Consider the following 20,691-nt stretch of genomic DNA (forward strand, 5'->3'; position numbering starts at 1 on the left):
CCACGTGCGACACAGCTATCAGGCCGTGACGCGCGTGCCCTCGTTGGCCGCCGGAACGGCCAGGCCTTCGTCGGAATACTGCTTCAGCTTGTTGCGCAAGGTGCGGATCGAAATACCCAGGATGGTCGCCGCATGGGTGCGATTGCCCAGGCAATGTTTCAGCGTGTCGATGATCAGGTCCCGCTCGACATCGGCAACGGTACGTCCGACCATATTGGCCGGCGTGCCGGCTTCGCCAGCAGAAGCTTCCGCAGTAGCGCCGGTGCCACGGCCGATCGCCTCGGTCAGCGCCGAGCCATCGGGCAGGCGGACGTCGGCCAGTTCGATCTGTGAGCCCATGGCCAGCAGCACGGCGCGGTGCATGGTGTTTTCCAGTTCGCGCACATTGCCGCGCCACGGCGCCAGGCGCAGGGCTTCCAGCGTGGCGGGCGACATTGGCCGCTCTGGTACGCCATTGGCTTCGGCGTATTTCTTGACGAAGAACGTCGACAGCATTTCGATATCGGCCGGGCGCTGGCGCAGCGGCGGCAGCTTGATGTTCACCACATTGAGGCGGAACAGCAGATCTTCGCGGAAATTGCCCTTGGCCACTTCATCGGCCAGGTTGCGGTTCGAAGTGGCGATGACACGGATATCGACCTTGACCGGCTTGCTGCCGCCGATGCGGTCGATCTCGCGTTCCTGGATGGCGCGCAGCAGCTTGGCCTGCAGGCGCACATCCATCTCGCTGATTTCATCGAGCAGCAGCGTGCCGCCGTTGGCTTCCTCGAACTTGCCCAGGCGACGCGCGACGGCGCCGGTGAAGGCGCCCTTCTCGTGGCCGAACAGTTCCGATTCCAGCAGCGTGTCCGGAATGGCGGCACAGTTGACCGAAACGAAAGGCTTGTCGGAACGCGGCGACTTCATATGGATGAAGCGCGCCATCACTTCCTTACCGGTGCCGCTTTCACCGGTGATCATGATCGAGGCGCCGCTCGGCGCGATCTGCTCCGCCAGCCTGACCACCTGACCCATCGCCGGGTCGCGGAACAGCATCTGGTGGCTTTCCTCGGCCACCGCTTCCAGCACGGCCGCGATCAGATCGGCTTCCGGCGGCAGCGGCAGGTATTCCTTGGCGCCGGCGCGGATCGCGGCCACCGCGGCGCGGGCATCATTGCCAATGCCGCAGGCGACCACAGGCAGGTTGATGCGTTCGGCCTTCAGGCTGTCGACCAGGTGTTTCACATCAAGACTGACATCGATCATGGCCAGATCGGCGCCGCGACCGCTGCGCAGCGTGTTCAGGCCCTGCTCGATATCCTCGACCTGGATAACCTTGGCGCCGCGCTGCAGAGCGATGCGAGTCGCCGCACCGATCTGCCCATTCAGCGTTCCAAAGATGATCAGTCGCATAATCTGCCCCAGCTTCCCGCTTTAATCAAAAACATCGGCTTCAAACCGGCGCTGCGCATCAGCCGCCGCGGCCGCCCTTGATGATTTCCGTCATGGTCACACCCAGGCGGTCTTCCACCACGACGACTTCGCCGCGCGCCACCAGCCGGTTATTCACATAGATGTCGATCGCCTCGCCAACCTTGCGGTCGAGTTCGACCACCGCACCGCGCCCCAGCTTCAGCAGCTGGCTGACCTGCATATTGGCCTTGCCCAGCACAGCCGAGACATGGACCGGAATATCGAACACGGCCTGAAGGTCCGCCGCGGTCCGTGCCGCATCGGGATCGTCCTCGGCCATCATCCCGCCGCCCTGGCCGAGATCCTTCAGTTCAAGATCGTCACTGTCCGCCATACTCGCTCACTCCTTGCCGCGGCTATTCGCCGGGCTCCGCCAGCTGCGCCTGCAGCCCGGCCAGATATCGTTCAACCGCCTGGTCGACTTCGTGTTCCAGCGCCGTCTGGCGTCGCTCGGCCGAACCATCGGCCCAGTTGATGCGGCAATCGGTCGGCGCCATCGTTTCGTCGGGCACCAGCGCCAGCTTGCCGCCGAAGCCCGACTGCGCCATCAGCTGGTCGATCTTGGCGTCCAGTTGCTGCACCACCGCTTCGGCCGCGCGGATCACCAGGCGCGGCTCGTCGCGCATGTCGTCCATGCAGCGCAGCACCAGCGCCTCGACCTGATCGAGCGGCTGGCGTTCAATCAGACGGCCCGCCAGCTTGCGCGCAATGGCCACGGCCAGTTCGGTCGCTTCGGCGCTGGCCGCGATGCGGGCCTGCTGCTGGCCGGCGGCGATTGCCGCCAGCTGCTGCGCGATACTGCGCAGCGCCTGTTCCAGATTCTGCTGATGCTCGCCATACGCGGCCTGCCGGCCGGCAACCTCGCCCTCGGCGAAGGCGGCAGCCTTGGCGGCATCGACATCCTCGGCGGAGAATTTCGCCGGCGGCGCCTTGGGCGCGTAATTCCGCTCCACCTTCGGGCGGCTGCCATCGAAGGGTACGTCGAACAGGAATTTTGCCTTGCTTGCCATCGTAACTTACGCCGCCATTCTCAATAGATAAGTTCGTCTTCGCCCTTGTTGTCGGCCAGCATGATCTCGCCCTTGGATGCCAGTTCCTTGGCCGTGTTGACCATCAGCATCTGAGCCTCATCGACATCCTTGAGGCGCACCGGACCCATCGATTCCATTTCCTCACGCAGCAGCTTGGACGCGCGTTCGGACATGTTGGAGAAGAACAGATCGCGCAGCGTTTCCGACGCACCCTTGAGCGCCAGGCCGAGCTTGTCCTTTTCGACGCCCTTCAGCAGGGTCTGCACACCGGACGGGTCCAGCTTGATCAGATCCTCGAAGGTGAACATCAGTGCCTTGATGCGTTCGGCGGCGTCGCGGCTGCGCTCTTCCAGGGCCGCGAGGAAACGCGCCTCGGTGTTGCGATCCAGGCTATTGAAGATTTCCGCCATCATTTCGTGGGCGTCACGGCGGTTGGTGCGCGCCAGGTTCGACATGAATTCGGTTCGCAGCGTCTGCTCCACCTTGTCGAGCACTTCCTTCTGCACCGCCTCCATGCGCAGCATGCGCATGACGACTTCCATCGAGAATTCTTCCGGCAGCGCGGCAAGCACACGCGCGGCATGTTCCGGACGAATCTTCGACAGCACGACAGCGACGGTCTGCGGATATTCGTTCTTCAGGTAGTTCGCCAGCACGTTTTCGTTCACGTTGGCGAGCTTGTCCCACATGGTGCGGCCGGCCGGACCGCGGATTTCTTCCATGATCTGGTTGACGCGTTCCGACGGCAGCGCCTTCATCAGCAGGCGTTCCGTGCTGTCGAAGGTACCGGTCAGTGAACCAGTGGACGAGAAATTGTTGACGAATTCGAGGAACAGCTTTTCCACGACGTCGGAATTCACCGCGCCGAGGTTGGCCATGTTCTGCGAGATTTCCTTGATCTCTTCGTCGTCGAGCAGCGGCCAGATCTTGGCGGAATGCTCCTCGCCCAGAGCGAGCATCAGCATGGCCGCCTTGTCGGGCCCCTTCAGCTGACGGAAATCTTTTTCTGCCATAGCGCGCTCCTAGCGACCTGTCAGGCGGCCTGATAGAGCCAGTTGCGGATAATCGACACGGCCTCTTCCGGATGCTTGTCGACGATCTCGCCGATCTTCTTCAAGCTGGACGCCTTCACCTGACCTTCGATGCGCGCGATATCGATCATCGATTCGATGCCGGGCGTCGGCGGTGCCATGCCAATATCGGGCGCCGCCGGCAGCTCGGCGAGCGGCGCGCCGCCCACCACCATCGGCAGGCCCGGCATGGCCGGAGTCAGCATGCCCGGCGGAATGTCTTCGCTATCCTGCGAGGCTTCGAGCACGCGGCGGATCAGCGGACGCACCACCAGCAGCATGGCCAGCAGACCGAGCAGGACATAGCCGGCGATCTCGCCGATGCGGAACAGTTCAGCCTTGGTCAGTCCGAGCAGGACCGGCAGGCTGTTCGGATCGATTTCCTCAGGCACGTCGCCCGGCTCGGCGAAGCGCATCGAAACGATTTCCACCGTGTCGCCGCGCTGCTGGTCGAAGCCGATGGCGCTGCGCACCAGCGCATTGATCTGCTGCATCTCTTCCGGCGAGCGCGCCAGATACGAGCGCTGGCCCGAACCGTCGACCTGCACGATATTGTTGACCAGCACGGCCGCCGTGACGCGGCGCATCGTGCCGGCTTCACGCACCTGGGTACGGATCGTCTTGGAGATTTCGTAGTTGACCAGTTCCTCGGTGCGGTTGCCGCTCGTGGTCGCCTGACTGCCACCCTGGCCCTGCGCTTCCGGCAGGTTGTTGGCGACCGTGACGTTCTGCTGGCCTTCCTGGCTCTGGTTATTTTCGGTGATCGTCTGGGTCGAGCGCACCACCTGCTGGTCAGGATTGAACAGTTCCTGGTTGGTGGTGACGCGGTCGAAATCCATGTCGACCGAGATTTCCGCGCGGATGTTGCCGACGCCGACCGAACGCTCGAGCAGCGCCTCGACATTCTTGCGCAGGCGGTCTTCGATCTGGCGGCGCATGTCGGACATGCGGTTGGCCGTGGCAGTGGCCGCATCGGGCTCTTCCTGCGTGCCGGCCAGCAGGTTGCCGCGGTCGTCCACGATCGAGATGCGCGACGGCTTCAGATCAGGCACCGCCGAGGCGACGAGATTCTGGATCGCGCGGACCTGCGGCTGGTCGAGCCGGCCGCCGCGCGTCTTGACGATGATCGAGGCCGAGGGCTCGCGCTGTTCGCGGCTGAACACCTCGCGCTTGGGCAGCACCAGATGCACGCGGGCGGTCTGCACCTGCTCGATCGAACGGATCGTGCGGGCCAGCTCGCCTTCCATGGCGCGCAGATGGTTGATGTTCTGCATGAAATTGGTCGCCGACAGGGCATTGGCCTTGTCGAAGATTTCGTAACCGGCAGCGCCGCCCGACGGCAGGCCGCCTTCGGCCAGCTGCATGCGGGCCCGCAGCACGCGGTCTTCGGGCACCAGGATCTGCGCGCCGTTGGCGACGATCTGGTAGGGAATTTTCTGAGCTTCGAGGCGATTGACGATTTCGCCGGAGGACTGCAGGTCCAGATTGCCGTAAAGCAGCGCCATCTTGGGCTGCGTGACTTTCATACCCAGGAAGACGAAGAAACCGATCAGAACCGCGGCCGTCGCCGCCAGCATTGCCAGCCGCGCGGGACCAATGTTCCGCATCATGTTCATAATACCGTTCACGGCATCACCCCTGCACCAAGGCACGCGTTACGGGCTGGTCCCAAACCTGCCCACAGACGCCAAATTAGGTAGCGGGAATGAAGGAGAGGTTAACATCCCGGCAAATTTTGCCTACCGGAATGTTAACCACACAAACAGTAATAAAATCAGCTAGTTAATAGGATTTCCCTAAAAACTGCGAATCGCCGGATCCCTTAACGTACCGGGGCGGTATTCCTGCAGCCGGGTGGTGCGCAAACCGGGCAATCCGTGCTGCTCGATGGCCCGCTGCCAGGACTGGAATTCCTCGACCGTTAAGATGTAGCGCTCGCAGGCTTCTTCCAGCGTCAGCAGGCCGCCACGGACCGCGGCCACAACCTCGGCCTTGCGGCGGATCACCCAGCGTTTGGTATTGGCTGGCGGCAGGGTGTCACGCGTGATCCGCTGACCTTCGGGCCCGATCACGCTGGTCGGCGCGGCCATCGGGCGCGTCGGGCTGGTCATGGTCTCGATCAGGTTCTGCATGGTCGTCATCGCCTCACGTCAAAAAAAGCTACTGGAAACAACCGGGAGAGAAGCCAACGCGGCTTACGCCGCAGGCTGCTGCTCTTCCTCTTCGTCATCGTTGCTCGGGGCCGCCGGCGCCGGATAGACCGACACGACTTTCTCGGGCAGGTACTTGTTGCCACCGATGACGAGATACTGCTGGCCATCCACGGTATCGAGCGAGCTGACATAGCCGCGCGCATAGACCTTGCTGCCTTCGATGGTCTTGCCGCCGCCATCCTTGGCGATGACTTCCAGTTTGTACTTGCCGGCCGGCTGCGCGACGCTCTGGCCGTCCTTGCCGTCCCAGGCCAGTTCGATACGGCCCTTCGGGAAACCACCGGCGGGCGCGTTCGAGGTCACGGTGCGCACCACTTTGCCCGCGGAATCCAGGATGTTGTATTTGACACTGGTGGCGCCGGCGGGCAGTTCGTAGGACCAGAAGGCGCTGCCGTCCTGCTGCAATTCCACCTGGTTATCGTCGACATCGACGATCTTGCCGATGTAGCTCAGGTTGTTGCTGCTCTGCTGCGAGGCGAACATCGCCAGCAGCTTTTCCAGGTTCTTGTTCTGATTGATCGACTGTTCGACCTGACTGAACATCACCAGCTGGTTGGTGAACTCTTTCGAGTCCATCGGCGAGGTCGGATCCTGGTTCTTCAGCTGCGTGGTGAGCAGCGTGAGGAAGGTGTCGAAGTTCTTCGCCAGCGACACGCCGGAAACTTCCGACTGGGTCTGCGGGACGGTGGTGGTTGAGCCTACGCCGGTAACCATGGTGGTTCTCCTTGCGACAAATCAGATGCGGATATCGAGCCCGCCGCGTGCGGTGGCAGCCCGTTGTGCGTTGGCAGCAGCAAGCTGCGCCGGATCAGTGTTTGCGCCGGTTTCGGCATACTCTTCGCCGCCACGATTCTGGTGGCGGCCATTGCCGGCGTCGTTGCCATCGCGGCCTTCATTGGCCTGGCTCTGGTCGCGCAGCGTGAAATTCAGCGACTGCTGGTCGGTCTTCAGACCGGCATCGCGCAGCGACTGCTCAAGATTCTTCACATCCTGCTGCAGCAGCTGCAGGGTTTCGGGCTTGTCGGCGGCGATCACCGCCTGCAGACGGCCGTCATGGCCGATTTCCAGCTTGATCTCGACCTTGCCGAGATTGCCCGGATCGAGCTTGATCGAGATCTTGTCGAGGCCTTCGGCAACGCCCTTCTTGATCTGCACGCCGACCTGTTCGCCAACCGGCACATAGGCATTGAGATGGCGCGCGGCGGTCTGCGTCGCGGCCTGGTGCGTTGCCTGTGTTGCCTGTGTTGCCTGCGTTGCGGTAGTGGCGCCGATGGTAGCGCTCTGCTGGCCGCTGGTCCCGCTGCTGCTGGCGGTACTGCCGGCCTGCAACGCGATGTCGTCGGCAGCGGCCTGCAGCAGGGCGGCATTGAACTTGAGTTCTGACGCCGTCGGCTGCGCCTGCTGCTGCAACGCGGCCTGGGCCTGCTGCTGCAACTGCGCCATGTCGGCGACGGCCTGGTCGTCGTCCTGCATGGCGAACAGCGCGGACTGATCGACCAGCGTCTTCGGCGTTGCCATCACCGTCTGCACATCGACGGTCACGATCTTGTCGGCCTTGGGCTCGGCTTTCTGCTTCGCCTCGGCCGTCACGGCCGGCTTACCGGCCTGTTCCTGCACCTGCACCTGACCCTGATTCTGGGCCGTCAGCGCCTGCTGGAGTGTTGCGAAATCTTCTGCCGACACCGTCTGCTGCTGCGAGAGCAACGCAGCGGCACTGGTGTCGGTGGCGGTCTTGATCTGCGGCTCGGCAGCGCCAGCTGGCAGCGCGGGCTGCGCCACCGCCGGCGCGGCGGCCTTGGCATCGACGGGCTCGGCATCGGCAGCATGGGTCTGCACCGGCGCGGCCGCCTTGGTCTGCGCTTCGGCAGCGGCGGCCAGCGCGGCAGCAGCGGCTTCTTCGGGCGACAGGACGGAGACAACCGGGACAGTCGCGACAGCAGCGGCATCAGCAGCCGGCGCGGCAATGGTGGTGACAGCCGCGGCGGCGTCCACCGGCACCACCTGGGTCTGCAGCAGGGCGAGAATCAGCGCGGCATCGGGAGCATCGGCCACCACCGGCTTGCCGGCATCTTCGGGCAGTGTCTCTTCCGCGGTGTCACCGGCGGCATCCTGTGCCTCCGGCTGTTCGGCCGTCTGCTCACCAGTCTGGTCGACCGGCTGGGCAGCGGCATCCTGCTGCGGCGCAGTGGCGGCAGCGTCTTCAGGGGCCTTTTCAGTCTGCTCGGCGACAGGCTTTTCGGCAGTGTCCTTGGCGGGCTTGGTCTCGGTCCTGGCCGGTGCCTTGCCCTCGCTGGGCTTCTGGGCAGCAGCCGTGTCGCGGGTGTTGGTATCGCGGACAGTGTCCTTGCGCGGGGCGGGCGTGGTGTTCGGGCGGGTCGAGGCCGGCTCGGCGCGCTCGCGGCGCTCGACCGGGCGGGTTTCGGTGCGCGGCGCGGCCGCCGCCATGGCGCGCTCGGTCGTCTTCGCCACCGCTTCGCTGCCCTGGCCAAATACAGCGGTCTGCAGCACGCGGGCAAAAGCGTCGGCACGGCTCGAGGGCTCCTCGGCCGGTTGGCCGTGGGTCGAAGCGAGAGGGCTGTTTACCTGTGCGACTTTCATGGAATCCTCAATTCGTCGCAGCTTTAGAAGCAAGCGCCGGGCCAAGTCCCATGATCGAGATAAGTGTATGATTCAGAGATAATATTTCAGAGACGTCGGAGCCCATTGCCCCCGCCGTCTTTGCCGGGCGGCAATTTCTGCCGGGACCGGAAACCCCAGCCGTACGCCCCCTTGAGGCCGGCCTAGGTCCCGGACTGAAACAGGATTAGACTGGGGTCATGGCGATTCAGCCCGGCAAACCCTCTGGTGGCGGATCAAGCGCCCCGCCCCGCCCGCTCGCTCCCAAGGCCCCCGCCACGGCGCCCGCGGCGGAGGATGAGGTGGAGCAGCTTGCCCCCAGCGAACTCGACGACGTCACCCATGCCGAATACCGGCTGCTTTACGATGCCGCCGCCCGCAACGTGCTGTTCGCCAAGCGGCAGCAATGGCGGATGGTGGAGTATTTCACCCTGATCGCGCTGGCACTGGTGGCGATCGGCATCGCCGTCCCCTTCGCGCCCGACGTGACGCGCTTCGTCGCCGGATTCTTAAGCTTTGTCGGCGCCGCCAGTCTGGGCGTCGTTGCCATGCTGCAATCCTGGCAGGGCAACGAACACGCCAAAATGGCATATCTGGCGACCGACTTTTCCAATTTTGCGCGCAACGCACTGCGCCGCAAGCCAAAGCTCAGCGGTGACATCCACCGCTATCTGATGCTGCTGCTGATGCTGCTGTATATCGTGGTGCTGGACGTCGTCGTGGTCCGGCTGCTGCTCGATATCGCGCGCTAGATTCTACGCGAAACTGTAGCTGTCCATCGCCAGCGAGCCATGCGCGAAGCTGGCATGGATGCGTTCGGCCGGCTGGCCCGGTGTAGCCGCGCCGAGCGCGACGTAGAGCGGCAGCAGGTGTTCGTCGGTCGGATGGTTCTGCGCCGCGAACGGCGCCTGACGGCGATAATCCAGCAACGCCGCATCGTCGCGCTGCGCCAGCTTCTGCGCCATCCACTCCGCAAACGCAGATGCCCACTCGGCCGGCGGCTGGCTGTCGCTGCGGTCCAGCAGGCGCAGATTGTGGGTCATCGAGCCGGTCGCCATGATAAGCACGCCGTCATCACGCAACGCAGACAGCGCACGGCCCAGGGCCAGATGATGCGCCGGATCGCGCTGCGACTGGATCGAAAGCTGCAGCACGGGAATCTCGGCATCGGGATAGATCAGCGTCAGCGGTGACCAGGCGCCGTGATCGAGGCCGCGCTGTGCATCCAGAGCTGCCGCGTAGCCGGCCTCCGCCAGCAGATCGCGAATACGCGCGGCCAGCTGCGGCGTGCCCGGCGCGTTGTAATGCATGCGATAGAGCGCCGGCGGAAAGCCGTAGAAGTCGTGGATGGTCTCAGGTTGCGCGACGGCGCCGACGGCGGGTTGTGCGGTTTCCCAATGCGCGGAGACGGCGAGGATCGCCTTCGGCTTTGGCCACAGCGCGGCAGCAGTGCGCAGGAACTGGTGTGCCGGACGATCCGGTTCCAGCGTCAACATGGGCGAGCCATGGCTGATGAAAACAGCGGGCAGACGTGTGGATGAAGAAGACATCGGAGGTTCCTGCTGCGCCGTCACAAGCAACGGCGCAGCGATCACCTAAGTCAGCGGCAGCTAAGCCGCAAGACGTTACCTTGAAGTGCCGCCTTACTCGACGGTAACGATCCGGGCCGAGGCCTGCCATTCCGTCGGGCGGAAGGCATTGGCGATGCGGGCGACGAGGCCGTCGAACAGCGCCTTGTTCGACTCTGCCCGCAGGCTGCTGGCGCGGGCGCGCAGATAGGCCATCTCGTCGGCCGAGATGTAGCGGATCGGCTGGCCGACGGTCTGGAAGCGGGTTTCAATCTGGGACGTGAGCGACTGTGTCATCGGGGAGGCCTTCCTCTGCTGGGTGGCTATGACCTCAACTCTATGCTGCGTCGCGCTTTTCATTAATACAGAGATTTGGCAGTATTTGATGACTGAAATTCATTAATAGGTCGAACACCATGGATCGATACGGCGAAATGCAGGCTTTCCTGCAGGTGGTGGATCATGGCGGCTTCAGCGAGGCCGCCAAACCGCTCGGCCTGTCGCCGTCCGCGGTCAGCAAGCTGATCTCGCGGCTGGAGGACCGGCTGGGCGCGCGACTGCTGCAGCGGACCACGCGGCGCGTCAGCCTGACCGCCGAGGGCCGCGTCTATGCCGACCAGGTGCGCGAAATCCTCGCCGATATCGATGCGGTGGAGGCCAGCGTCGGTGGTGCCGAGGCGGAACCGCGCGGCACCCTGCGGGTCAATGTCGCGCATGGTTTCGGCATGACCCAGGTCGTGCCGCTGCTGCCGGACTTTCTCGCGCGCTACCCCAAAATCGACGTGCAGATCACCTTCGCCGATCAGGTGGTCGACCTGGTGGCCGAGGGCGAGGATGTCGGCATCCGCACCGGGGCGTTACGCGACGAGACGCTGATCGCGCGCAAACTGGGCGAGCACCGTCGCATCATCTGTGCCGCGCCGGGTTATCTGGAAAAATACGGCACGCCGAAAACACCGGAGGATCTGGCACAGCACAACTGCCTGCTGTTCGACGGACCGGAAGGCCTGAACGAATGGCCGTTCCGCAAACCCGACGGCAGCATCGAACGCACGGCCATCCGCGGCAATTTCCGCAGCAGCAACGGCGATGCGATCTTTCGCATGCTGCTGGCCGGCGTGGGCCTGTGCTACGCCGCCGATTTCGGTATCCGGCAGGCCATCGAAGAAGGCCGCCTGGTGCCGGTGCTGACCGAACACACCGCCGATATCCTGCGGCCGATCCATGTGGTCTATCCGGCGCGCAAGCATCTGGCGGCGAAAGTCCGCGCCTTCGCCGATTACCTGGTCGAGTGCTACACGCTCAACCCGCCGTGGAAGATGTGAGTTACTTCAGCGCGGCAGATGCTGCCTGCACAAGCGCTGCCGTGTCGTCGCGGGTCTTGTCGAAGGCGCAGACGAAGCGGTAGAGGCTGTCGGCCTCGCTCCAGGTGTGGAACAGCGCGCCGCGCTTGCGCATGGCGTCCGCCGCCGCCGCCGGCAGCTGCACGAAGACCTCGTTGGCCTGCACCGGCCAGATGACTTTCGCGCCCGGCAGATTGCCCAGCCCGTCGGCAAGCTCCCGGGCGCGGGCATTGGCCTCACGCGCCAGCCGCAGCCACAGGCCGTTGTCCAGCATGGCCAGCAGCTGCACCGACAGGAAGCGCGCCTTGGAGAAGAGATGCGCGCCACGCTTGCGGCGATACAGGAAACTCTCGGCCAGCTCAGGCTTGAAGAAGACCACGGCTTCCACGCCCATCGCGCCGTTCTTGGTGGCGCCGAAACTGAGCACATCGACACCGGCGCGCCAGGTGAGATCGGCCGGCGCGACATTCAATCCCGCCACCGCATTGGCAAAGCGCGCGCCGTCCATATGCAGCTTCATGTTATGGCGTTTGCAGCGCTCGGCGATGGCAGCGACCTCATCGACGGAATAGACCGTGCCGGCCTCGGTCGCCTGGGTGATGCTGACGGCGGACGGCTGCGGATTGTGCTGCGAACCGGCCCAGCCGAGCGACAGCGCCGCATCGAGCGCCGCAACATCGATCTTGCCATTCTCGCCGGGCAAGGTGACCAGCTTGGCGCCGCCGGTGAAAAATTCCGGCGCATTGCATTCGTCGGTGACGATATGGGCATCCTGGTGGCAGTAGATCGCGCCATAGCCCGGCGCGATGCAGCTCAAGCTGAGCACATTCGCCGCCGTGCCGGTGGCCACCGGGAACACCTTGCACTCGTGCTCGAACAAAGCCGAGAAGGCGGCATCGAGTTTGAGACTCCACGGATCGGCGCCATAGGACGACACGTCGCCTTTATTCGCCTCCATCAGCGCCGCCATGATTTCGGGCGCCGCGCCGGCCACGTTGTCGCTGCGAAAATCCATCTTGCTCAATCCTGCCTGATCGCCAGAGGCGTGAAACCGAAGCCCGCACCGGCGGCAACGGCCTGAAAGGCGCGCAGCGGCAGGGCGCGGCCATCATGCACCGCCGTGATCAGCCAGACGAGTCCCGGATCGCTCACCATCGCAGCATCTTTTGCGGACGGTTCGTCGCGCCCGTTGGGGTGACTGTGCCAGTGACCAATTATGCGATTGGTTCCGCCGTTCTCGCGCAGCCTGCGCAGCGTGGCGATATGCACGGCGGGATCGAGTTCGAATTCGCGCTCGGGATCGGTCGAGACATTCGCCGCCGGCACGATCTCGGTGACGCGCAAATTGCTGTCGCCGACCAGAAGCGCGCAGGCCTCGCGCGGCCAGGCCGCCTCGCCCAGCTGCGCGAGCTGCGCCGCCTGTGCCCTCGACAGGCGCAAAGCACTCATCGCTCGGTCTTCACCGTCAGGCTGCCGAGCGGCTTCAGCGTCTCGCCATCCAGCGCGTAGAGTCGCTCGGTGCCATCCGCCAGCCGCACGCGCAGGATGATGCGGTTGCCGGTGGCAAACACCTCGGCCACGCGGCTGTTGCGCGGAATCATGAATTCCAAGTCCTCGACCGTGACGTTGCGCACGCCAATAGATGAACCTGGCGCCGTGGCGGTGGCCGATGGCGTACGTTTCGGCCCGCCGGTCATGATCAGCACGATCAGCAGGGTGGCGAGACCGAGGAAGATGACGCCCAGACCGATGACGGTGGCCTTCAACCACCGTATCTTCCGGGTCTCCTGCACATCTTCGCTCATACCCGCTCACCCATTTGAGACCGTCTCCCAATGTCCGACATGACCTTTCAAACCCTGCCGCCCGTGCCGCCCGACCAGGCCGGCGAACGGCTGGACCGTTACCTGGCCGCCGCCATGGCGCTGCTGCCGGGTGCGGACGAGGCGTCTTTGTCGCGCTCGCGGCTCAAGTCGCTGGTGCTCGACGGCCATGTCCATCTGAACGGCGCGACGATATCCGACCCCTCCCGCAAGATCAAACCGGGCGAGGTCTATGCCGTGGGCCAGCCCGAGGCCATCGCCGCCGATCCGCAGGCGCAGGATATCCCGCTGAACGTCGTCCACGAGGACGAGCATCTGATCGTGATCGACAAGCCGGCCGGCCTGGTGGTGCATCCCGCGCCCGGCAGTCCGGACAAGACGCTGGTGAACGCCCTGCTGCATCATTGCGGCGACACGCTGTCGGGTATCGGCGGCGTGAAGCGGCCGGGCATCGTGCATCGCATCGACAAGGACACGTCGGGCCTTGTGGTGGTGGCGAAAAACGATCGCGCGCATCATGCGCTGGCCGCGCTGTTTGCCGAACACGACATCGAGCGCAGTTACGACGCGCTGGTCTGGGACCATCCCAATCCGCTGCAGGGCAGCATCGAAGGCCCGATCGGCCGCGACCCGAAAGACCGCAAGCGCATGGCGATTGTCACGCGCGGCGGCAAGGACGCGATCACGCATTACGAAACCAAGAAGCTGATCTTCGACGGCAAGGGCCAGCCGGTCTGCGCGCTGGTGCGCTGCACGCTGGAGACCGGCCGCACGCACCAGATCCGCGTGCATATGACAGCGAAGGGCAATGCGCTGATCGGCGACCCGGTTTACGGCCGCGCCCGCAACCTGCAGCGCTTTCAGCTCGGCGATGCGGCGCGCGCGGCGCTGCTCGCCTTCAAACGCCAGGCGCTGCATGCCGCCACGCTGGGATTCAAACATCCGGTGACCGGCAAGGCGCTGCGCTTCGAGAGCCCGCTGCCCGAGGATTTCGCCAAACTGCTGAAGCTGCTGTCGAGCCAGCGCAACACGCCGCGCTAAGGCTGACTTTGTAAAAAATCAGATTGAGAAATAGAACAAATGCGGTACATATTATAGGAATATTATCGAGATGATATCGGCGGCAAGACCGAGGGCGAGCAGGTGGCCATGTTCGAGAAGCAGGGCAAGCATATGACGGCGGAGGAATTCCGGCGCAATGCCCGTGAGATTTGCCGCGACGTGATGGAAAAGCTGCGCGACGACTGGGAACGGCGCGGCGAATTGCAGAAGCCGCCATCGAAAACCTCGCGGGACTATCCCGGCCCGGCAAGCGCACAGCGCGCCCAGAGATTGCGCGACAGCGGAAAGCCACTGCCATGAAGTCACTGCTGTTTTGGCGCAGTCGCGAGGTCTGCATGATGGAGCGCGACTGGTGGGATTTCGGCTTCGGACTGCAGGATGCCTTCCCCGAGGCGCGTTATTACCGCGAACCGGACCCCGGGAATCGCAAGGACGACAACGTCACCACGCCGGAGCCGCCGGAATTGCCGATGGTCAGCCACCTCCTGGACACGCAGGTCGGCCCCAGCAGCCGGGTCAAGATGGTGTTCGATCCGGCATGGCAGCCACAGTGCGAGAAAAGCACCCATGTCTTTCCTCGCCACAATTCGGCCGGCTGGCGCTGGGATTTCTCCGACCCTCCCGCACCAAGCGTCACGTTCCGGCTGGGCGGCGGTGTCTATGACGAACCGGTGCCGCATCCTTCGACGGGCGACATCACCTTCTACATCGAGAAGAACAAGGAGAATCAGGACCTGGCGGGCCGCTTTTTTCGTATCCTGAACAAGTTCGCAACCAACAAGAAGAACCTTGTCCGCGTGCGTGTGCCAAGCATGGAAGTCACTGTGCCGGTTGGAACCAAGGGGGCCATCACCACCCAGTGGTGCGGCTATCACGCCATCGAATGGGCGCGCCAGGAACCGAACCGCGTGCTGTTTTATGTGCGCGCCGGCTTCGGCATCCGGCCAACGGCGGAGGTCAAGCCCTTCGTGCCGCCACCGAAACCGAAGGCGAAAACACCGCGTGAGAAGACTAAAGCTTGAACGCCGCCTTCATCGCGCCTTTCAGCGCCTCCAGCGATTGCGCTTTCACCGCTTCGTCCGGCGCGCCGCTGACGCCGAGCGTCTTGCACGCCGCCAGCGCCTTGCGTGCATTCTCCACCACCGCCTTGCCGTCGCTGCCGGTCGTAGTCAGCCCTGTGGTCTGTTCCACCCATCTGCGGTCGGCCTGCTCGACGTAAGTGCATTTGCTGTAATTCTCGCCGTTCGGATAGCTCCAGGGCCGGCCAACGCCATCCCAGCCATGCTGTGCGTTCGGATAGATCACCATATCGACCTTGCTGCCCGCTGCCCGCATGCGCTCGACCGCGTCGATGCAGCGCTGCGGCCCGACATAGGTATCGGCGCCGCCGATCAGCACCAGCATCGGCGCACCGGTGGTGCGCATGTTGAGATACATGTTGTCGCAACCCGCGTAAAACGGCACATGCAGCGCGAAACGCGGACCATTCGGCACATGGCGGTTCACCATGATCTGCAGCCCGGTGCGCATCGCGACCGTGCCGCCCTTGGAAAAGCCGGTGATGCCGATGCGATCCGGATCGAGGCGCGGATGAACTGCGGCCAGTTTCAGCGCATTGAAGGCATCGGCAATCATGTCGTTGCTCGACACCGTGGTCTGGTCTTCCACCGTGCTTTTCACGCCGCGCGGCGTGAAGCTGTCGGGCACGATCGAGGCGACGCCCATTTTTGTGAATTCGCGGGCATAGGCATATTCGCGCGTGTTGCTGACGCCGCCGCTGCCATGGTGGATCACCATCGCCGGCATCTTCCCGTTGATGCCTTCGGGCAGGAACAGCTCGGCCTTCACCGTCACCGGGCCGTTGCGCGACGGGCTGGTGAATTCGAGGATTTCCCGGGTCTGGGCCCGGGCGTCGTTCCGGGCCGAACCCGGGGCCAGGGCGACCGTCAGTAGCCAGAGCGCCAACGCGGTTCCCCACACTCCGGCCTTCAGCCGCATGGCACCCCTCCCCGGAGGTTGCAGTCTTCCTGTGATCACTATCACAAGGGAGGGCCGGACTGGCAAGACCGGCCGCACTTCCGCCGTATTTGGCCGCTTTGCTCGGTTGCAAATGAGCGACAAAGCACCCACATCTCGTTCAGCGCCGGACCCCAAAAGCCCGGCCGGGGGAGTTTCCAAGATGTCTGCCACGTCCAGCCTGCCTGCCCTGTCCTCCATCGAGGGGGGCCTTTCGCGTTACCTCTCGGAGATCCGCCGGTTCCCCATGCTGGAGCCGCAGGAGGAGTACATGCTCGCCAAGTCGTGGCGCGACCACGGCGATGTCGATTCGGCGCACAAGCTGGTCACCAGCCACCTGCGTCTGGTCGCCAAGATCGCCATGGGCTATCGCGGCTATGGCCTGCCGGTGGGCGAACTGATTTCCGAAGGCAATGTCGGCATGATGCAGGCGGTGAAGCGCTTCGATCCCGACCGCGGCTTCCGCCTCTCGACCTATGCCATGTGGTGGATCCGCGCCTCGATCCAGGAATACATCCTGCGCTCGTGGTCACTGGTGAAGATCGGCACGACGGCTGCCCAGAAAAAGCTGTTCTTCAACCTGCGCCGCCTGCGCGGGCAGATGAAGGCGATCGATGGCGGCCAGCTGACGCCCGACCAGGTGGAGAAGATCGCCACCCAGCTGGATGTCAGCAAGGAAGAGGTCATCACCATGGACCGCCGCCTGGCCGGTGGCGATGCCTCGCTGAACGCGCCGCTGCGCAATGACGAAGAGGGCGGCGGCGAATGGCAGGACTGGCTGGTGGACGAGACGCCGAACCAGGAAGCCCGTCTGGTCGAGGGCGACGAGTTCGACAGCCGCAAGCAGCTGCTGGCCAATGCCATGCAGGAGCTGAACGAGCGCGAGCGCGACATCCTGATGCAGCGCCGCCTGACCGAGGAGCCGACCACGCTGGAAGACCTTTCGGCGCGCTATGGCATCAGCCGCGAGCGCGTGCGCCAGATCGAGGTGCGCGCCTTCGAGAAGCTGCAGAAAGCCGTGCGCAATGCGGCGCTGGAGCAGGGCATGAGCGGCCAGTCTTCAACCACTCCCCAGCAGCTGCCGGCATAAGCCGCAGTCTCTGGCCGAAAAAACAAAGGGCTGCGTCTTGCGACGCAGCCCTTTTTCGTCCGGGGAAAGTTTAACTTACAGAATGTCGTCGTCGAGATCGGCGAAGGGATCGTCCAGCAGCGGGTCGGCGCCCGACAGCGGCACATCCATATTCAGCGCGTCGAAGGCGGTCTCGGCAGACAGGGCCTGCAGCCAGATCGCGGTCTCGTCCTTGTGGCGCAGCCAGTTCAGATTCTGCGGCGTGGACCCCATGCCATAGAGCGCGACCGACGGCAGCGCCGGAATGGCAGGCAGGCTATTGCGGCGGACGGCGGTGGCGAGCGTCTGGGCCAGGTTGCGCAGCACGGTGATGTCGCGCGGACGCCAGTCGGCATCCGAATCCCAGCGCTCGCAGCGGAAGATTGCGGCCGGGTTGTTCTGGGCATCGACCAGCAGCAGGTCGATACGGGCCTGGATCTTGTCGCGGGTGTCGGAGCTGTCGGAGGGAAGTTCGGGGGCATTCTCGGTCTGCATCGAGGCCAGGCCCTGCCGGGCGGCATCGAGATAGGCGGCGGTGGCCGAACGCGGGATCACGGCGCCGTCCTGGAAGCGGCCATCGCGGGAATCCAGCAGGCGCTTGCAGACCATGTCGCCGTTGTCGTCGAAGAACCAGATGCTGACGCGGGTGACCGAGGTGACTTCGATCGCATCGAGGCAGATCGCCTCGCACAGACCGGTCATGCCGTCCTGGCCGAAATTGAACGAAGCTGCTTCCTGCGTCCTGAGCATGAACCCCTCCCGGGTCCGGTGATCTCGATGGACACAGTGTCTGCCAAACCGGCCGATCCGGGCAGGTTATGGCTCAGTAACGGGCATTAAGATTCGATAACCTGACGCGCGGGGAAGTCGTTGATCGGACTGGATTCTTGCGGAATCAGTCCTCGAAAGGATCTTTCATCAGGATCGTGTCCTCGCGCTCGGGCGAGGTGGAGAGCAGCGCCACCGGCGCGCCGATCAGCTCCTCGATGCGGCGGACATACTTCACGGCCGTGGCCGGCAGGTCGACCCAGCTCCGCGCGCCCCGCGTGGTCTCGCTCCAGCCTTCCAGCGTCTCGTAGACCGGCTTCGCCGCGGCCTGGTCGCCCATGCCGGCCGGGAAGTAGTCCAGCAGCTTGCCGTTCACTTCGTAGCCGACACAGATTTTCAGTTCCTTCAGCCCGTCGAGCACATCGAGCTTGGTCAGCGCGATGCCGTGGATGCCGTTCAGCTTCACCGTCTGCCGCACCAGCACGGCATCGAACCAGCCGCAGCGGCGCTTGCGCCCGGTGACGACACCGAATTCATGGCCCTTCTCGCCGAGCCACTGGCCGATCTCGTCGGTCAGTTCGGTGGGGAACGGGCCTTCGCCGACGCGCGTGGTGTAGGCCTTCACGATGCCGAGGATATAACCGAGCGAACCGGGCCCGAGACCCGAGCCAGCCGACGCCGAGCCCGCCATGGTGTTGGACGAGGTCACATACGGATAGGTGCCGTGATCGACATCGAGCAGCGACCCTTGCGCGCCCTCGAACAGGATGCGCTTGCCGGCGCGGCGCGCTTCATCCAGATCGCGCCAGACCGGCGCGGCATAAGGCAGGATCTTCTCGGCGATCTCGGCCAGCTGCTGCAGCAGTTCGGCGCGGTTCACTTCCTCGGCGCCGAAGCCGCGGCGCAGCGCATTGTGATGCCCGAGCAGGCCGTCGACCTTGCGGCCGAGCGTCGCCTTGTCGGCCAGATCGCAGACGCGGATGGCGCGGCGGCCAATCTTGTCTTCATAGGCCGGGCCGATGCCGCGCCGCGTGGTGCCGATCTTGACGCCGCCGGCGGTATCGTCTTCGCGCAGGCCATCCAGTTCGCGATGCAGCGGCAGGATCAGCACGGCATTGTCGGCGACTTTCAGATTGTGTTCGCCGATTTCCACGCCCTGGCCGCGCAGCTTGTCGATCTCGGCGAACAGCGCCCAGGGATCGACCACCACGCCGTTGCCGATCACGGCCAGCTTGTTCTTGCGCACGATGCCCGACGGCAGCAGCGACAGCTTGTAGACATTCTGGCCGATCACCAGCGTATGGCCGGCATTGTGCCCGCCCTGGAACCGCACCACGACATCGGCGCGTAAGCTGAGCCAGTCGACGATCTTGCCCTTGCCCTCGTCGCCCCACTGGGCGCCGACCACCACAACATTGCTCATCTCAACAATCCTTCACGCGAAACGGTCAAAGCGGTTGAACGGTCTTGCCGTCCCACCAATGGCTGCACCCGGCGGCTTTCGCCGCCTTTTTCATATCCGTGCTTTCCTGGTCCAGCGCCGCCCAGGTGGCATGGCCATCCTTGCGCAGCTTCACGGCCGTGCTGCGCGGCGTGCCGAAGGGCAGATAGACCATCGCGGGTGCTGCCTGCGGCGGCAGGGCGCGCATGACGCTGTCGAGGTAGAGCGTGAAGCCGGTGGCGGTCTCGCCCGCCGGCGTGACGTAACGCCCGCCACGGCCGAGCTCGCCGCGCACATTGCGGGCAAACAGCGTGAACGCAATGCCGGTGTGATATTCGAAGCCACGGAATTCGCCAGGATCGAGCGTGACCAGCAGATCAGGCGCCGCCGCCGAAACTTCCGCCACCAGCTTGTCCAGATCGCCGACGATCTTCGCCGCCGCATCCGGCAGCTTCAGCTTTTTCAGTCCTTCCAGCGCGGTTTTCGCCGGACCGGCCAGCGCCAGCAGTTTCAGCAGCGTGGGCGCGGCCGCGCCACCGGCGGCCTTCAGTTCTGCAGCATCCTTGCGGTCCAGCGCGCGGCGGGCGGCTTTGGCCTGCTTCGGGTCGAGGCCATGGGCCGCGATAATGGCCGGCGCCAGCAGCGGCTGCGTGATATCGAGCGACAGTCCGGCAACGCCGAGTGAAGCGACGGCTTCGGCGGCCAGCACGGCAACTTCGACATCGGCGGCCAGCGCATCCGCGCCGATCAGTTCGACGCCAACCTGGGCGAACTGGCGCTCGGGCCGCAGCTGGGTGCCGCGCACGCGCAGCACCTGGCCGGCATAGGCGAGACGCAGCGGACGTACCGCATCCTTCATGCGCGAGGCTGCGATGCGCGCCACCTGCAGCGTGATATCGGTGCGCAGGCCCATCATGCGCTGCGACACCGGGTCCATGACGCGAAACATCTGGCCGGCGAGGTCCTGGCCCGACCCGGCCAGCAGGGTTTCCTCGAATTCGATCAGCGGCGGTTTGACGCGCGCATACCCTTGCGCCGTGAAGCTGGCGATCAGGCGCTCGCTCGCCTGCGCCTCCCATTCGGCGCGCGGTGGCAGCACGTCACGCAGGCCAGCCGGCAGCAGGCCGGCGGCCGCGTTGCTGTCGCCGTCATTCGCAGGGGTTCGGGAGCGCGTTGCCAT

The 20,691-nt window shown here is 64.5% G+C and carries 23 protein-coding genes; 6 read left to right on the top strand and 17 right to left on the bottom strand.

The window, feature by feature from the left end; genetic code table 11:
• Positions 1-18 precede the first annotated feature (18 nt).
• The 8 genes from flbD to FNB15_RS04390 form a co-directional block, all read right to left on the bottom strand.
• Positions 19-1,392, bottom strand: coding sequence for a sigma-54-dependent transcriptional regulator FlbD (flbD, locus tag FNB15_RS04355; protein ID WP_144067534.1), 1,374 nt, complete (start codon positions 1,390-1,392; stop codon positions 19-21).
• A gap of 58 nt (positions 1,393-1,450) precedes the next feature.
• Positions 1,451-1,786, bottom strand: a complete 336-nt coding sequence (gene fliN / locus FNB15_RS04360) for a flagellar motor switch protein FliN (protein WP_144067535.1) — start codon at positions 1,784-1,786, stop codon at positions 1,451-1,453.
• A 22-nt stretch (positions 1,787-1,808) separates the two neighbouring features.
• Entirely contained in the window at positions 1,809-2,462 is a 654-nt protein-coding gene (locus tag FNB15_RS04365; RefSeq protein WP_144067536.1) for a FliH/SctL family protein, read from the bottom strand.
• A gap of 20 nt (positions 2,463-2,482) precedes the next feature.
• On the bottom strand, positions 2,483-3,496 hold the full coding sequence (gene fliG, locus FNB15_RS04370) for a flagellar motor switch protein FliG (protein ID WP_144067537.1): 1,014 nt from the start codon (positions 3,494-3,496) through the stop codon (positions 2,483-2,485).
• 20 nt (positions 3,497-3,516) lie between these two features.
• Positions 3,517-5,163, bottom strand: coding sequence for a flagellar basal-body MS-ring/collar protein FliF (fliF, locus tag FNB15_RS04375; RefSeq protein ID WP_246068788.1), 1,647 nt, complete (start codon positions 5,161-5,163; stop codon positions 3,517-3,519).
• A gap of 186 nt (positions 5,164-5,349) precedes the next feature.
• Positions 5,350-5,685: a CtrA inhibitor SciP gene (gene sciP / locus FNB15_RS04380; protein ID WP_425460294.1), complete on the bottom strand. Its 336-nt coding sequence runs from the start codon at positions 5,683-5,685 to the stop codon at positions 5,350-5,352.
• Positions 5,686-5,748: 63 nt separating this feature from the next.
• Positions 5,749-6,480 carry a flagellar hook assembly protein FlgD gene (locus FNB15_RS04385; RefSeq protein WP_144067538.1) on the bottom strand — a complete coding sequence of 244 codons (732 nt, stop codon included), beginning with the start codon at positions 6,478-6,480 and terminating at the stop codon, positions 5,749-5,751.
• 21 nt (positions 6,481-6,501) lie between these two features.
• Positions 6,502-8,364, bottom strand: a complete 1,863-nt coding sequence (locus FNB15_RS04390; RefSeq protein ID WP_144067539.1) for a flagellar hook-length control protein FliK — start codon at positions 8,362-8,364, stop codon at positions 6,502-6,504.
• A 320-nt stretch (positions 8,365-8,684) separates the two neighbouring features.
• On the opposite strand from FNB15_RS04390, the gene FNB15_RS04395 reads away from it, so the two are divergent.
• Positions 8,685-9,134: a hypothetical protein gene (locus FNB15_RS04395; protein ID WP_185973708.1), complete on the top strand. Its 450-nt coding sequence runs from the start codon at positions 8,685-8,687 to the stop codon at positions 9,132-9,134.
• A gap of 3 nt (positions 9,135-9,137) precedes the next feature.
• On the opposite strand, the gene FNB15_RS04400 is transcribed toward FNB15_RS04395, so the two are convergent.
• Both FNB15_RS04400 and FNB15_RS04405 read right to left on the bottom strand, forming a co-directional pair.
• Positions 9,138-9,932, bottom strand: a complete 795-nt coding sequence (locus tag FNB15_RS04400) for a DODA-type extradiol aromatic ring-opening family dioxygenase (protein ID WP_144067541.1) — start codon at positions 9,930-9,932, stop codon at positions 9,138-9,140.
• 93 nt (positions 9,933-10,025) lie between these two features.
• Positions 10,026-10,247 carry a hypothetical protein gene (locus FNB15_RS04405; RefSeq protein ID WP_144067542.1) on the bottom strand — a complete coding sequence of 74 codons (222 nt, stop codon included), beginning with the start codon at positions 10,245-10,247 and terminating at the stop codon, positions 10,026-10,028.
• A gap of 119 nt (positions 10,248-10,366) precedes the next feature.
• Here FNB15_RS04405 and FNB15_RS04410 point away from each other — a divergent pair, with 119 nt between their 5' ends.
• Positions 10,367-11,275 carry a LysR family transcriptional regulator gene (locus FNB15_RS04410; RefSeq protein WP_185973709.1) on the top strand — a complete coding sequence of 303 codons (909 nt, stop codon included), beginning with the start codon at positions 10,367-10,369 and terminating at the stop codon, positions 11,273-11,275.
• Between the two features lies 1 nt (position 11,276).
• Here the strand turns inward: FNB15_RS04410 and FNB15_RS04415 are convergent, their stop codons facing one another.
• From FNB15_RS04415 to FNB15_RS04425, 3 genes are read right to left on the bottom strand one after another with little or no spacing between them, the layout of a single operon-like run.
• Positions 11,277-12,308, bottom strand: coding sequence for a threonine aldolase family protein (locus FNB15_RS04415; protein WP_144067543.1), 1,032 nt, complete (start codon positions 12,306-12,308; stop codon positions 11,277-11,279).
• 5 nt (positions 12,309-12,313) lie between these two features.
• Entirely contained in the window at positions 12,314-12,742 is a 429-nt protein-coding gene (locus FNB15_RS04420; RefSeq protein WP_144067544.1) for a M67 family metallopeptidase, read from the bottom strand.
• Complete coding sequence (locus FNB15_RS04425) at positions 12,739-13,098, bottom strand: hypothetical protein (RefSeq protein ID WP_144067545.1); 360 nt, start codon at positions 13,096-13,098, stop codon at positions 12,739-12,741. Before FNB15_RS04425 ends, FNB15_RS04420 begins: the two co-directional genes overlap by 4 nt.
• Before the next feature lie 30 nt (positions 13,099-13,128).
• Here FNB15_RS04425 and FNB15_RS04430 point away from each other — a divergent pair, with 30 nt between their 5' ends.
• From FNB15_RS04430 to FNB15_RS04440, 3 genes are all read left to right on the top strand, one after another.
• Positions 13,129-14,157, top strand: coding sequence for an RluA family pseudouridine synthase (locus FNB15_RS04430; RefSeq protein ID WP_144067546.1), 1,029 nt, complete (start codon positions 13,129-13,131; stop codon positions 14,155-14,157).
• A 108-nt stretch (positions 14,158-14,265) separates the two neighbouring features.
• Complete coding sequence (locus FNB15_RS04435) at positions 14,266-14,478, top strand: hypothetical protein (RefSeq protein ID WP_144067547.1); 213 nt, start codon at positions 14,266-14,268, stop codon at positions 14,476-14,478.
• Positions 14,479-14,513: 35 nt separating this feature from the next.
• Positions 14,514-15,200 (top strand): hypothetical protein, encoded by a 687-nt coding sequence (locus FNB15_RS04440; RefSeq protein WP_144067548.1) that lies wholly within the window; start codon positions 14,514-14,516, stop codon positions 15,198-15,200.
• Here FNB15_RS04440 and FNB15_RS04445 read toward each other — a convergent pair.
• A complete protein-coding gene (locus FNB15_RS04445; RefSeq protein WP_185973710.1) occupies positions 15,190-16,176 on the bottom strand; it encodes a dienelactone hydrolase family protein in 987 nt (328 codons plus the stop codon). The two genes, FNB15_RS04440 and FNB15_RS04445, sit on opposite strands and share 11 nt — an antisense overlap.
• 181 nt (positions 16,177-16,357) lie before the next feature.
• On the opposite strand from FNB15_RS04445, the gene rpoH reads away from it, so the two are divergent.
• Positions 16,358-17,284, top strand: a complete 927-nt coding sequence (gene rpoH, locus FNB15_RS04450; RefSeq protein ID WP_144067550.1) for an RNA polymerase sigma factor RpoH — start codon at positions 16,358-16,360, stop codon at positions 17,282-17,284.
• 75 nt (positions 17,285-17,359) lie between these two features.
• On the opposite strand, the gene FNB15_RS04455 is transcribed toward rpoH, so the two are convergent.
• The 3 genes from FNB15_RS04455 to FNB15_RS04465 form a co-directional block, all read right to left on the bottom strand.
• Positions 17,360-18,052, bottom strand: a complete 693-nt coding sequence (locus FNB15_RS04455) for a hypothetical protein (protein WP_144067551.1) — start codon at positions 18,050-18,052, stop codon at positions 17,360-17,362.
• 145 nt (positions 18,053-18,197) lie between these two features.
• Positions 18,198-19,493 carry an adenylosuccinate synthase gene (locus FNB15_RS04460; protein ID WP_144067552.1) on the bottom strand — a complete coding sequence of 432 codons (1,296 nt, stop codon included), beginning with the start codon at positions 19,491-19,493 and terminating at the stop codon, positions 18,198-18,200.
• Between the two features lie 25 nt (positions 19,494-19,518).
• Entirely contained in the window at positions 19,519-20,691 is a 1,173-nt protein-coding gene (locus FNB15_RS04465) for an ATP phosphoribosyltransferase regulatory subunit (RefSeq protein WP_144067553.1), read from the bottom strand.

The organism is Ferrovibrio terrae (assembly GCF_007197755.1).
Lineage (GTDB): Bacteria > Pseudomonadota > Alphaproteobacteria > Ferrovibrionales > Ferrovibrionaceae > Ferrovibrio > Ferrovibrio terrae.